We start from the raw sequence: 12,009 nt of genomic DNA on the forward strand, positions 1-12,009 counted from the left end.
GCCGGCCCTTTCGGGATCGTTGAAGTAGGCGGCTCAGGCCGGCCACGTGGCTTTCCATGCGGCTGTCATTTCGCGGCGGCGTTGACGCGCGCCTTCTTCTTCTCGTAGCGGGCCTGCATGCGCGCCTCGCCGTCCTTGCTGCCGTCATGGAAGGTGCCGAACCAGCGGTCGAACGGGATCAGGCCGTCGCCGTAGTTCACCTCGAAATACTTGTGGTGCAGGTAGTGGATATAGGCGTGGCTATCGACCGATCTGTCCTCCGTCAGTTCCACCTTGTCGAAGCCGACATGGCCCGGGATCGCGCCGAAGCCGGCATAGTGGAGCTGGTAGAGCGCCAGCAGCGGGTTTGACGGAATGATCAGGTGCCAGAAGGCGACGCCGAGATAGCCGAGCTGCTCCACCGGATGCATCGACAGCGACGACCAGGGCGACGGGTTGACCGAATTGTGGTGCACCGAATGCACCCATTTGTAGAGCGGCCCCAAATGGATCGTCCGGTGCAGCAGGAAGAAATGCGTCTCGTGGATGATCGGCACCACCAGCGCCAGACAGAACAGGTAGATGGGGTTCTCGGCGAAGGTCAGCCACGGCACATAGCCGTTGGCGTAGGCGTAGAGGATCGCCACCTCGATCGCCGTCCAGATCGGCATGCCGGTGCCGAAGGTGCGCAGCATGTTGTCGATGTTCTGGTTCTCGAAGAAGAAGGCTTTGCTCTTCTGCTCCGAGGGCCATTTGCCGTTGTATTTGAAGCGGTTGCCTTGGGTTCTCAAAATGTAGAGTCGAAGCTCGAAAGCGCCGAAGAAGACAAGCAGCGCCGCGCAGTTGACGATGAAAAGGCGCAGGATCCAGCCGATGGCGAGCGTCTTCATCGTCTCGACGTCCGGCAGCACGTAGCGCCACCACACCACTGCCGAGAGGGCGAAGAGCACGTTGTAGGGCAGGAAATAATGCGGCAGCCACTTCAGCAGCGCCAGCGGTCGCGGCGGAAACGCAAAGAGCGGCGCGGTGCCGGCCGGTTCGTTCGGGGCCCAATCGCCTCTCTTGTTGCGCGTGCCGTATTGCAGGTCGTCCATGGCTGGTCTCACAGCGATTGAGAAAGCGTGAGGAAGCGGTCATAGGCGGCATCGTCCATGTCCACCTGGTGCTTCGCTTCCGGGTAGCTGCCTTCGGCGACATCGCGGCCGAAGGCGCGGAAAGCACTGATGCGCTTTTCCTGCAACTCGGCCTCCAGCGTGACGAAGTCGGCATAGCGCTTGGCATGGCGCGGATAGTGGCCGGTGTGGGTGCCCAGCACGTCGCAGGAGAAGAGATACTGCGTGTCGCAGGCAGTGCCGCAGCCCATGCCCATGGTGATCAGCGGCGTCGAGCGGGTGATGTGGTCGGCGAGCCTGACCGGCACCACCTCGACCTCGATGCAGGCCGCACCCGCATTCTCCAGGTCCTTGGCCGCGCGCAGCACCTTGAAGGCCTCTTCCGCCGTGCGGCCGACGGCACGGAAATTCGTCCAGGTGGCGCGGTTCGGCACCAGGCCGACATGGCCGGTGACGGGAATGCCTTCCGCCGCCATCGCCTCGATGAAGCGCGGCGAGTGCGATGAATAGACCGCGTCGGCGCCGCGCTTCATCATGGCGAAGCCCAGCCGCACCGCTTCCTCGGGCGACGCGACCGCGCCATGCGGCATGCCGACGGAAAGGAACGCGTGAGGCGCCGCCTGGCGGATCGATTCCAGATTGTGGTCGGGCTCGCAGGAGAGGATGACGATGTCGCAGGCGACCGCGGCCGCCGCCTCGGCCGGCGTGTCGACATGCAGCTGCAGCCATTTCCTGCTGCCCTTGGCGCTTTGCAGGTCGTAGGCCGTCAAGCGTCTTGTCACCGATGATCCTCCCGTTCGCGGGCGGACGATCAGGCTTGTGAAAGCTCCCCCCCACCCGGATTGGCAGCCGATTTGCGAAGCGCAATTCGGGGCCATCCGACCTCTCCCCAGGGAGAGAGGAGCCAGGCTGCGTCGGTGCCGGCCCTCTTCTCCGCTCGGGAGAAGGTGGCCGCGCAGCGGCCGGATGAGGGGGAGAATTCGCACATGCTCGTCTCCCGTTCGCGGTCGAGTTAGCACCGCGATGCCGGCCAAGGCTCGCGCAACCTTGATCAAATCAGATCAAAGGTTCTCGGCAGTGAAGGTGATGAAGCGGATCGGCGGGTTGTCGACCGGCAGGTCGTGCAGGTTGAGCGCCGCCAACACCAGGTCGATGGCGCGGCGCGCCTGCGCCTCCGGCGCCTGGTCGAGCACGACGTCCATCGTGCCGTCACGCAGGCCGCGCGTGCTGCGCTCGGTCAGTTCATGGCCGACGAAGAAGACGTCGCGACCGCGTGGGTGCCGGCGCAGCACTTCGTTCAGCGCCGTGTTGGCGCCACCGGCATTGTACAGGCCGGCAAGGTCGGACCAGCGCACAAACGCCTCATGCAGCTGCTCGGCATTGCGGTCGCCGTTGTCGAAACCGAACAGGGTGGCGAGGGGCTCGAAATCCCGCCCTTCGTCGATCAGATAGTCGAAGAAGCCGCGCACGCGGTCGCGGTGGACGCGATAGATCTGGCTGTGACAGATCGCGACCACCTTGCCCGGCCGCCGCTGCATCTTCGCCATCAGCAGCCCCGCCATGCGGCCGGCGGCGTAATTGTCGATGCCGACATAGGTGCTCTTGGTGCCGGAGATCTGGGTGACGATCTGCACCGTCGGGATGTTTTCCGCCTCCAGCTTCGCCACCGCCGCGCTCACCAGCGGATGGTCGGGCACGGCGAGGATCAGCGCGGCGCGCCGCATTTCCGGTTCGAGGATGCGCTTGGCGATCGCCGCCGGATTGGCCTCGTCGAGAAAGGTGCGGTGGACGGCGATCGAGCGGTCGAGCGTCGCGGCGATGCGTTCGAAGGCACGGGAGAGGCGCGCGAAGAAGGTGGCGTCGGGCCTGACCAGGATCACCTCGATGCGGATGACGCCCCGATGCGCTTCGGGGAGCCGGCGCGGATAATCGAGCGAGCGCGCCGCCGCCACCACTTTCTCGACGGTCTCGGGGCGCACCCCGCCCCTGCCGTTCAAAACGCGCTCCACCGTCGCCGTGCCGACCCCGGCGCGGCGGGCGATCTCGAGAAAGGTGGGCTTTGGAATGGGCGGGCTCCTGGGGGTGCTGAGTTGGTAAGAAGACAAAATATCCAGGCGCCAATCGATTTCCAAGAACAGGTAGCGCGCCCCCTGCCCTGCCGGTCATCAGGAGATGTCGCCTTCGGCGAAGCTGCCAATCTCCCCCCTCGTGGGGGAGATGTCCGGCAGGACAGAGGGGGGCGCCGTAGAGTAGAAGCCTTGGCGAAACAAACCTCAGTCCCACCGCTCGAGCATGCCGCATACGCCCTTACCACCCAGACATCGCGCCAATGCGAAATCGATGCGCAAGGTTATGACCGACGCAGAGCTGAAGCTCTGGAACGAACTTCGCGCGCATCGGCTGATGGGCCTGGGCTTCCGCAGGCAGTTTCCGATCGCAGGCTACATCGTCGACCTCGCCTGCCCGGAGAAGAGGCTGATCGTCGAGGTGGATGGATCGCAGCATGGCGATGCTGGGCGTGCGGATGCTGATGCGATCCGGACGAAGCGACTGGAACAGGACGGTTGGACGGTGCTGCGCTTCTGGAACGACGATGTCCTCCGCGACATCGACAATGTCTGTCAGCACATTGTTATCGCGGCGGGATTGGCTGGACCGACCTGAGACGCCGGCGGGACAGCGCCCCCCTCTGTCCTGCCGGACATCTCCCCCACGAGGGGGGAGATTGGCAGCTTCAGCGCCGGTTTCCAGCAGGGCGCTCCAACGCCTCAAAACATAAACGCTGCCGTCGCCGAGTTTGGTCCCGTACGGCCGTCGGCGACGCCGCCCAGGCCGCACTATCCTGCGAACGTCTCGACGATGATGCGGGCCACATCGGCGTGGACTGCCTCGCGCGAGGCCCGCGGCGCAGTGGACCCGGTGTAGTAGACGGCCGCGAGAATGGGGGCGCCGTTGGGCGGCCACAGGAGCGCGACGGTGTTGGTCGTTCCATTGTCGCCGCTGCCGGTCTTGTCGCCGATGCCCCATGCGGCGGGCAGGCCGGCACGAATTCGCGCCCCTCCGACCTTGTCTTCGATCAACCACGCCTCGATGCGTTTGCGCGATGCAGGCGACAGCGCGTCGCCCAACAGGATGCGCCTGGCGTCGCCGAGCAGGGCTCGCGGGCTGGTCGTATCGCGCTTGTCGCCGGGGATGGCCGTGTTCAGCGTCGGCTCGGTGCGGTCGAGCCGGGTGACGTCGTCGCCGAGCGTGCGTGCGAAACGAGTGAGGCCCTGCGGCCCGCCAAGCACCCTGAGCAAAAGGTTGCCGGCGGTGTTGTCGCTCCACACAACCGCCGCGGCGCAGACATCCTCAAGCGTCATGCCCTCGCCGGAGTGCTCCTTCGTGACCGGCGAATAGCCCGGTTCGACATCGGACGCGGCATAGACGATCCGGTCGTCGAGCCTGGCCTTGCCGTCGTCGACGGCCTTCAGCACGCCCGCCGCGGCCAGGAACTTGAAGGTGCTGGTGATCGGAAACAGCTCGTCGGCCCGGTATTCGATCGCGGCGTCGGTTCCGGTGCCGAGGACCATGACGCCAAGGCGCCCGCCATTCCTCGATTCGAGCGCTTCGACCGCTTTGGTCGCGGCCACCACATCGGCCTTGCCCGGTCGCGTCGCCGCCTGGATGCGGACGATCGGCAGAGTTGCGAATGCGCCGGCAAGCGCTGAGCGCCGGGTGATCGAGAGGGTCATCTTGGTTCTCCTTTTTGGGCAGGTCTTTCGGGGCGCCGGTCGTGCGCCGGTAAAGGGTTGCGTTTGGGGCGTTCGGCGACCGAGCGCCGCGGCGATCGGGTGTGCGGCTCAGTCGCCAAGCCGCGACAGCACCTGGTAGGCCGCCCTGACCCGCGCTTCGTTCGGGTAGGCCTTGTTCGCCAGCATGACGATGCCGATCTTCCTCGACGGGACATAGGCGACATAGGCGCCGAAGCCGTTGGTGGAGCCGGTCTTGTTGAGGATCACATCGGCGCGGGGCGCCATGGGCGGCTCGATCGCGGTTGCCGGGGTCGGCTCCAGCATCTTGGGCGCGTTGCCGGCGACGATCTTCGCCAGTTCGACCGGATAGGGATATTGCTCCCAGATCAGATCCTGGATCAGTTCGCCGGCGCGGAAATAGCCGGTGTGGGTGGCATCGAGCGCGCGTGCGACATCGTCCGGCACCTTGCCGATGCCCATGTTGAGTTCGAGGAAGCGGATCATGTCGACGGCGTTCGACTTGATCCCGTAGGCCTCGGCGGCAAGCAAGGCCGGGGTGACGCGGACGGGCTTGTCGTTGCGGTTATAGCCCCAGGCATAGGATTTCATCTGTGCGGCCGGGACGTTGACGTAGGTTCGCCGCAAGCCGAGTTCCGGCAACAGCCGTTTTTCCATCAGCGCCGGGAAGCTCGCGCCCATCGCCTTGGCGGTGGCCATCCCGAGCAGGCCGATGCTCGGGTTGGCGTAGGTGCGGGTGGTGGCGGCCGCGAATTGCGGCTTCCATTGGCGATAATAGGCGATGAGCTGTTTTTGCGTCTTCACCGTATCGGGCAGCTGTAGCGGGAAACCGCCGGCCGTGTGCGTGGCGAGGTCGAGCAGCCTGACATGGCCCAGCGCGCTGCCCTGAAGCTCGGGCATGTGCTTGCCGACCTTGTCGCCAAGCGCGAGCTTGCCCTCGACCTCGGCATAGGCCGCGAGCGTCGCGGTGAAGGTTTTGCTGATCGAGCCGAGCTCGAACAATGTATCGCGGGTGACGGCGGCCCTGGTGTCCTTTTCGGCCACGCCATAGTCGATGAAGAAACGCTCGCCGTTCACGGACACGGCGACGGCCATCCCCGGAATGTCGTACTGGGCGATCACCGGCTTCACCGCCTCATCGACGAGGTGCCTTATCTTGGCGTCCTGATCGGCGGCGCGAGCGCCCGACAGGCTGCCCGGCGCGCAGGCGAGGACGACGGCAGCGATGGTGAAGCGAAGCCGGCTGCACATGATCTGCTCCCTCAGGATCGGACGATTGCGGGTTTATGACCCCTTCGAACCGGCTACAAACGATGATAAATCGCAACAGCTATAAGATAATCTTGGGCATCGATGGTTCGACCTTACCTGCCGCTCAATGCATTGCGGGCCTTCGAGGCGTCGGCCAGGCATCTCAGCTTCACACGCGCCGGCATCGAGTTGGCGGTGACGCAGGCCGCCGTTAGCCAGCAGGTTCGATCGCTCGAACAGCGGCTCGGCGTGCAGCTGTTTCGCAGGTTGCCTCGCGGCCTCAAGATCACGGCGGAAGGCGAGGCTCTGCTGCCGATCGTCGGCGACGCCTTCGACCGCCTGGCGCGATCGCTGGAGCGGGTCGGATCTGGAAAACTGTGCGAACCGCTCGTCGTCGGCGCCGTCGGAACCTTCGCCGTCGGCTGGCTGCTTCCGAGACTGGAAGACTTCCGGCGCACCCATCCGTTCGTCGAGCTGCGCCTGTCCACCAACAACAACCGCGTCGACCTGGCGGCCGAGGGATTGGATTTTTCGATCCGCTTCGGCAACGGCGCCTGGCATGGACTTGATGCGACGGAACTTTTCGAAGCACCTCTGACGCCGCTTTGCACGCCGGAACTGGCGGCGACGCTTCACGCGCCGCAGGACCTCGGCGCGCTTACCTTGCTGCGCAGCTACCGTCAGGACGAATGGAGCCGCTGGTTCGAGGCCGCCGGCATGGAAGCGCCGGCGAACTTCGCGAGCGCGATCGTCTTCGATTCTTCACTGGCGATGATGGAAGCCGCCGAACAAGGGGCAGGCGTTGCGCTGGCTCCGGCGCTGATGTTTTCGCGACAACTGAGCAAGGGGTCGATAAGGCGCCCTTTCCAGGCCTCAATATCGCTCGGCAGCTATTGGCTGACCAAGTTGAAGTCCAGGGAACCGACCGCCGCGATGTCGGCCTTTGCGGACTGGATCACCAGCTTGGAACCGGACAGACGAAGCGCGCTCAGCTAGCGGTGCTTCAGCCGGCTTTCGCCGCCTCCGATGCCCCGAACCTCAGCCCATCCATCAAGAGCTTCACCAGCCGCCCCGAGCGGTCCCGCCAGTCGGGCGTGTTGGGGGCGGAGTAGATGCCGCCCAGCGCATGCAGCACGTCCGACGCATCGACGTCGGCGCGGATCTTCCCCGCAGCTGCGGCCTGTTCGACCAGCCCCTTCAGCGCGCCGGATACGCGGCCCGAGGTATCGGAGAACAGCGTCGAGTTGGTGGTGAGCAACAGCCGCAGGCTTGTCGCCAGACCGCGCTTGGTGGCGATGTAGTCGACGAAGCGCTGCATCCAGAGTTCCAGCGCCACATCGGGCGGATGAGCGCCGGCAAGTTCCTCGGCCGCATGGCAGAGCGCTTCCACCTCGCGGCGGTAGACCACCTCGACCAGATGCTCGCGCGTCGGGAAATGCCGGTAGAGCGTGCCGATGCCGACTCCTGCCCGCTTGGCGATCTCCTCCAGCGAGGCATCGACACCCTCGGCGGCAAACGCCTGCGCCGCCGCCTCGACAAGCTTGTCGCGGTTGCGCCGCGCGTCGGCGCGCAGCGGCTTTGGCGCCGGCGTTTCAGGCTTTTCGGCAGGCTCCGAAGGCTGTTCAGTCAGTTTTTTCTCCACTGTCGCAATATGGGGCTTGAACCCATGCGGGTCAGCCCCCACGTAAATAAACGGAGGCGCCTCCGTTTTAGTGGAGTTGTCTTATCATATAATCAGGGCAAGCGGTATGTCACGGGGTAAGCGCCTAATCTCCCCCCTCGAGGGGGAGATGTCGCCGCAGGCGACAGAGGGGGGCGCCGCGCGTGAAGCGCCTTGCTGGCGCGCGACGCGCGAGGACGTTGGCGCTCGACGTGAGACGACCCCCTCTGCCCTGCCGGGCATCTCCCCCGCAAGGGGGGAGATTAGCTGCTTCGACGCCTTGCCCCTCTCCTCCCAAGCCCCATTTCCCTCCCCCTAGCGTCCAGCAATCGGAGCCCGACGCCTCATGACCAGCCAGACAATCATCGACCCTCCCGAAGACGGCCATTTCAGGAACGGCAAGGCCAGCAACGGCGCAAGCCCCACCACCTTGTCCGTCCACCTCACCATCAACGGCCGTGACCACGCGCTCGATATCGAGCCGCGGGTTACCCTGCTCGACGCGCTGCGCGAGCGGCTCCACCTCACCGGCACCAAGAAGGGCTGCGACCAGGGCCAGTGCGGCGCCTGCACCGTTCATGTCGACGGTGAGCGGGTGCTGGCCTGCCTGACGCTCGCCGCTCAGGTCGAGGGACGCTCGATCACAACAATAGAAGGGCTCGCCGACGAAGACGGCACGCTGCACGCCGTGCAGGCCGCCTTCCTCGAACAGGATGCATTCCAGTGCGGCTATTGCACGCCGGGACAGATCATGTCGGCGGTGGCCTGCATCCGCGAGGGCCATGCCGGCTCCGACGAGGAGATCCGCGAATACATGGCCGGCAATCTGTGCCGCTGCGGCGCCTATCCGCACATCGTCGCCGCCGTCCGGCAGGCAGCCGAGGGACTCCGCTCATGAGAGACTTTTCCTATCTCCGCGCCGACAGCGCCGAGGCCGCGCGCAACGCGGCCGCCCTTCCCGGAGCCATGCTGCTTGCCGGCGGCACGACGCTCATCGATCTCGCCAAATGCGGCGTCGCCGAACCGGCCACCGTCATCGACATCAGCCATATCGCGGGGCTCAACGCCATTGATGTAACCGCCGACCGCGCCGTCATCGGCGCGCTGGCCAAGATGAGCCATGTCGCCGACAACGCCGAGGTGAAAAGCCACTTCCCAGCGGTTTCGGAAGCGTTGTGGCAGGCGGCCTCGGCACAGCTGCGCAACATGGCGACCATCGGCGGCAACCTGATGCAGCGCACGCGCTGTCCCTATTTCCGCGATCCGCAGAACTTCCCGGCCTGCAACAAGCGCGAGCCGGGCAGCGGCTGCTCGGCGATCGGCGGCGTCACGCGCGGCCATGCGGTGCTCGGCACCAGCGAAGCCTGCATCGCCACCTATCCGGGCGATCTTGCCATCGCGCTGGTCGCCTTCGACGCCGAGGTCGATCTCGGCGAGCGGAAGCTGAAGGTCGAGGACTTCTTCCTCGCCCCTGGCGCCACGGCCGAACGCGAGCACGACATCCGCCCCGGCGAAATGATCACGGCCATCGAGATCCCGGGCTCCGCCGCGGCCCGGCGCTCGACCTATCTCAAGGTCCGCGACCGCCAGTCCTATGAGTTCGCGGCGGCGAGCGCTGCCGTCGGACTGGAGCTCGAGGGCGACGGCCGCACCATACGCGACATCCGCGTCGCGGTCGGCGGCGTCGCGACGAAACCGTGGCGGGCGCGCGCCGTCGAAGAGGCGCTGAAGGGCAAGCCGCTCGACGAAGCGTCCGTTCGCAAGGCGAGCGAGCTCGTCATGGAGGGCGCCGTCGACCATGGCGCCAACCGCTACAAGATCGCATTGGCGCCCCGCGTGATCGCGCGCGCCATCCTGAAATTGGGAGAAACGGCATGACCGTTCATGACATGAAACACGCAGGCTCCGACAGCGCGCGCCTCGAAGCGGTGGGCGGGCGCCTGTCGCGCGTCGACGGCCCGGCCAAGATCACCGGCGCGGCGCATTACGCGTTCGAACAGCAGCTCGAAGGGCTGACCCATGCGGTGCTGGTCGGCGCGACGATTGCCGCCGGCAAGGTCACCGGCATCGACACGCGCGCGGCGGAAACCGCGCCAGGCGTGCTCGCGGTGCTGACGCCCGACACCATCATGGACCTGAATTCGGCATCGGACTGGTTCGGCAGACAGCCGTCCGAAGAAACCTATTGCCCGCTGGTGCGCGAGGTCACCTTTTCCGGTCAGCACATTGCTGCCGTCGTGGCCGAGACCTTCGAGCAGGCCGTCGCCGCCGCGGCGCTGGTCAAGGTCAGCTATGACGAGATGCCGGCAATCGTCGACCTCAGCGACGGCAGCGACGGCATTCCGGTCGACGCCATGACCAAGGAATGGGGCGACGCCGAGGCCGCCTTTGCCGAGGCACCGGTGCGCGTCTGCGCCGCCTACAACACGCCGCGCGAGTTCCAGGCGGCTATGGAGCCGCATGGGCTGATCGCGCGCTGGGAGGGCGACCAGCTCACCATCTGGGAACCGAGCCAATGGCTCGACGGCATGGCGCGCACCTATGCCGAATGGTTCGGCGTGCCGTTCCAGAATGTGCGGCTGGTCTCGCCCTATATCGGCGGCGGCTTCGGCTCCAAGGCGCTGGCGCTCGCGCACAGCGCGGTGGCCGCGGCAGCGGCAAAGATGCTCGGACGCCCGGTGAAGCTGGTGCTCAACCGCCCGCAGAATTTCACCTCCTATGGCGGCCGCGCCGCGACGCGCCAGACAGTTGCGATCGGCGCCGACAAGGCGGGCCGCATCCAGTCGATCGTGCATCGCGGCGTCAACGAGACGGCGGTCGACGGCATGTGGGTCGAGCCGCTCGGCTCCGTCACCTCGATCATGTATGCGACGCCCAATTTCTCCTCGAAGCAGAATGTGGTCAGGGTGAACACGGTGGTGCCGGGGGCAAAGCGCGCGCCGGGCGAGAACCCGAGCGCCTTCGGCATCGAATGCGCCATCGACGAGCTCGCCTATGAGCTCGGCATCGACCCGCTGGAGATGCGGCTGATCAACTATGCCGAGCAGGATCCCCACGCGAAGAAGGCGTGGTCGACAAGGCAGTTGCGGGAGGCCTTTGCCGCCGGCGGGGAAGCCTTCGGCTGGGCGAAGCGTTCGCGCGAGCCGCGCTCGATGCGCGACGGCCACCAGCTCATCGGCTGGGGCGTGGCGGCCGGCACCTATCCGGTGCGGCGCGCCTATGGCGAGGCCGTGGTGAAGCTCCTGGCCGACGGCTCGGTCGAGGTCGAGAGCTCCTCCATCGACATGGGCCAGGGCGCCTACACGATCCTGGCGCAGACCGCGGCCGAGACGCTTGGCGTGCCGGTGGAGAAGGTGTCGGTGAGGCTGGGGGATTCGCATTTCGCCCGCGCCGGCGTCACCGGCGGCTCGCGGCTTGCCGGGGTCATGACCGGCGCCGTCTACAAGGCGGCGGGCCAGGCGCTGGACGAGCTGATCGGGCTGGCGCTCTCCGATCCGCGCTCGCCCTTCCATGGGCTGCAGGCGAACACGCTTCAAGTGAAGGGTGGCCGCATCGCCTCGCCGCGCGGTGACGGCCCGGAGTTCTCGATCGCCGAGCTGATGCGCGCCCTCGGTCGCGAAAAGATCGAGGCCAAGGGCGACACGGTTCCGGCCAGCTTCACGCCGGAGCAGCGCTACAACAACTACACCACCATCGCCATGGCGCTGCCGCACACCGAGGGCGATTATTCCCGCCACTCCTGGTGCGCGCATTTCGTCGAGGTGCGCGTCGATGAGGATTTTGGAACGGTGCGCGTGTCGCGCGTCGTGTCGGCGCTGGATTCCGGCCGGCTCTACAACCCCAAGCTGGCGGAGAGCCAGTGGAAGGGCGGCATCATCATGGGTATCGGCCAGGCGCTGCTGGAAGAAGGCATCGTCGACCGCCGCCATGGCCGCATCGTCAACGGCAACCTCGCCGACTACATGCTGCCGACCAATGCCGACATCCCGGACATCCGGACGATCTCGGTCGGCATCCCCGACCCGCATTCCTCGGCGCTGGGCGGCAAGGGCGTCGGCGAGCTCGGCATCGTCGGCGTGGCGCCGGCGATTGCCAATGCGGTGTTCCACGCCACCGGGAAGCGGGTGCGGGATCTGCCGATTACGCTGGAGAAGTTGATTTAGCGCCGGCCTTGTCTCCCCCCTCGAGGGCAGGGCTATCGCATATGAGTAAAGAGTTCATAGAAGAAGTCTTTGCTCCAGTTGGCCCTGCGCAT

The 12,009-nt window shown here is 66.1% G+C and carries 11 protein-coding genes; 5 read left to right on the forward strand and 6 right to left on the reverse strand.

From position 1 onward, the window contains the following. Positions 1-65: 65 nt before the first annotated feature. From CK215_RS27485 to CK215_RS27495, 3 genes are all read right to left on the reverse strand, one after another. Complete coding sequence (locus tag CK215_RS27485; protein WP_067001337.1) at positions 66-1,073, reverse strand: sterol desaturase family protein; 1,008 nt, start codon at positions 1,071-1,073, stop codon at positions 66-68. A gap of 8 nt (positions 1,074-1,081) precedes the next feature. After that, entirely contained in the window at positions 1,082-1,873 is a 792-nt protein-coding gene (locus CK215_RS27490; protein WP_095832784.1) for a 3-methyl-2-oxobutanoate hydroxymethyltransferase, read from the reverse strand. A gap of 279 nt (positions 1,874-2,152) precedes the next feature. After that, positions 2,153-3,157, reverse strand: a complete 1,005-nt coding sequence (locus CK215_RS27495; protein WP_095832793.1) for a LacI family DNA-binding transcriptional regulator — start codon at positions 3,155-3,157, stop codon at positions 2,153-2,155. A gap of 226 nt (positions 3,158-3,383) precedes the next feature. Between CK215_RS27495 and CK215_RS27500 the strand changes: the two genes are divergently transcribed. Continuing rightward, positions 3,384-3,755 carry a DUF559 domain-containing protein gene (locus tag CK215_RS27500; protein WP_067001341.1) on the forward strand — a complete coding sequence of 124 codons (372 nt, stop codon included), beginning with the start codon at positions 3,384-3,386 and terminating at the stop codon, positions 3,753-3,755. 173 nt (positions 3,756-3,928) lie between these two features. Here the strand turns inward: CK215_RS27500 and bla are convergent, their stop codons facing one another. Then, the gene (gene bla / locus CK215_RS27505) at positions 3,929-4,825 is read right to left on the reverse strand and encodes a class A beta-lactamase (RefSeq protein WP_095832785.1); all 897 of its coding nucleotides are present in this window, start codon (positions 4,823-4,825) and stop codon (positions 3,929-3,931) included. Positions 4,826-4,933: 108 nt separating this feature from the next. Continuing rightward, complete coding sequence (gene ampC / locus CK215_RS27510) at positions 4,934-6,094, reverse strand: class C beta-lactamase (RefSeq protein WP_095832786.1); 1,161 nt, start codon at positions 6,092-6,094, stop codon at positions 4,934-4,936. Positions 6,095-6,196: 102 nt separating this feature from the next. Here ampC and CK215_RS27515 point away from each other — a divergent pair, with 102 nt between their 5' ends. Continuing rightward, positions 6,197-7,090 (forward strand): LysR family transcriptional regulator, encoded by an 894-nt coding sequence (locus CK215_RS27515; RefSeq protein ID WP_095832787.1) that lies wholly within the window; start codon positions 6,197-6,199, stop codon positions 7,088-7,090. Between the two features lie 7 nt (positions 7,091-7,097). On the opposite strand, the gene CK215_RS27520 is transcribed toward CK215_RS27515, so the two are convergent. Next, positions 7,098-7,724 carry a TetR/AcrR family transcriptional regulator gene (locus CK215_RS27520; RefSeq protein WP_082980661.1) on the reverse strand — a complete coding sequence of 209 codons (627 nt, stop codon included), beginning with the start codon at positions 7,722-7,724 and terminating at the stop codon, positions 7,098-7,100. A 376-nt stretch (positions 7,725-8,100) separates the two neighbouring features. On the opposite strand from CK215_RS27520, the gene CK215_RS27530 reads away from it, so the two are divergent. From CK215_RS27530 to CK215_RS27540, 3 genes are read left to right on the forward strand one after another with little or no spacing between them, the layout of a single operon-like run. Next, positions 8,101-8,652: a (2Fe-2S)-binding protein gene (locus tag CK215_RS27530; protein WP_095832789.1), complete on the forward strand. Its 552-nt coding sequence runs from the start codon at positions 8,101-8,103 to the stop codon at positions 8,650-8,652. Further along, the gene (locus CK215_RS27535; RefSeq protein WP_095832790.1) at positions 8,649-9,632 is read left to right on the forward strand and encodes a xanthine dehydrogenase family protein subunit M; all 984 of its coding nucleotides are present in this window, start codon (positions 8,649-8,651) and stop codon (positions 9,630-9,632) included. The genes CK215_RS27530 and CK215_RS27535 overlap by 4 nt, the downstream gene beginning before the upstream one ends. Next, a complete protein-coding gene (locus tag CK215_RS27540; RefSeq protein WP_095832791.1) occupies positions 9,629-11,917 on the forward strand; it encodes a xanthine dehydrogenase family protein molybdopterin-binding subunit in 2,289 nt (762 codons plus the stop codon). Before CK215_RS27535 ends, CK215_RS27540 begins: the two co-directional genes overlap by 4 nt. The last annotated feature ends 92 nt before the right edge of the window (positions 11,918-12,009 follow it).

It is taken from the genome of Mesorhizobium sp. WSM3864 (genome assembly GCF_002294955.1).
In the GTDB taxonomy this organism is placed as follows: domain Bacteria; phylum Pseudomonadota; class Alphaproteobacteria; order Rhizobiales; family Rhizobiaceae; genus Mesorhizobium.

Coding starts and splice junctions, on each gene's coding strand:
- CK215_RS27540 (WP_095832791.1), top strand. CDS start 9,629: ATGACCGTTCATGACATGAAACACGCAGGCTCCGACAGCGCGCGCCTC.
- CK215_RS27500 (WP_067001341.1), top strand. CDS start 3,384: ATGCCGCATACGCCCTTACCACCCAGACATCGCGCCAATGCGAAATCG.
- ampC (WP_095832786.1), bottom strand. CDS start 6,094: ATGTGCAGCCGGCTTCGCTTCACCATCGCTGCCGTCGTCCTCGCCTGC.
- CK215_RS27530 (WP_095832789.1), top strand. CDS start 8,101: ATGACCAGCCAGACAATCATCGACCCTCCCGAAGACGGCCATTTCAGG.
- CK215_RS27485 (WP_067001337.1), bottom strand. CDS start 1,073: ATGGACGACCTGCAATACGGCACGCGCAACAAGAGAGGCGATTGGGCC.
- CK215_RS27535 (WP_095832790.1), top strand. CDS start 8,649: ATGAGAGACTTTTCCTATCTCCGCGCCGACAGCGCCGAGGCCGCGCGC.
- bla (WP_095832785.1), bottom strand. CDS start 4,825: ATGACCCTCTCGATCACCCGGCGCTCAGCGCTTGCCGGCGCATTCGCA.
- CK215_RS27515 (WP_095832787.1), top strand. CDS start 6,197: ATGGTTCGACCTTACCTGCCGCTCAATGCATTGCGGGCCTTCGAGGCG.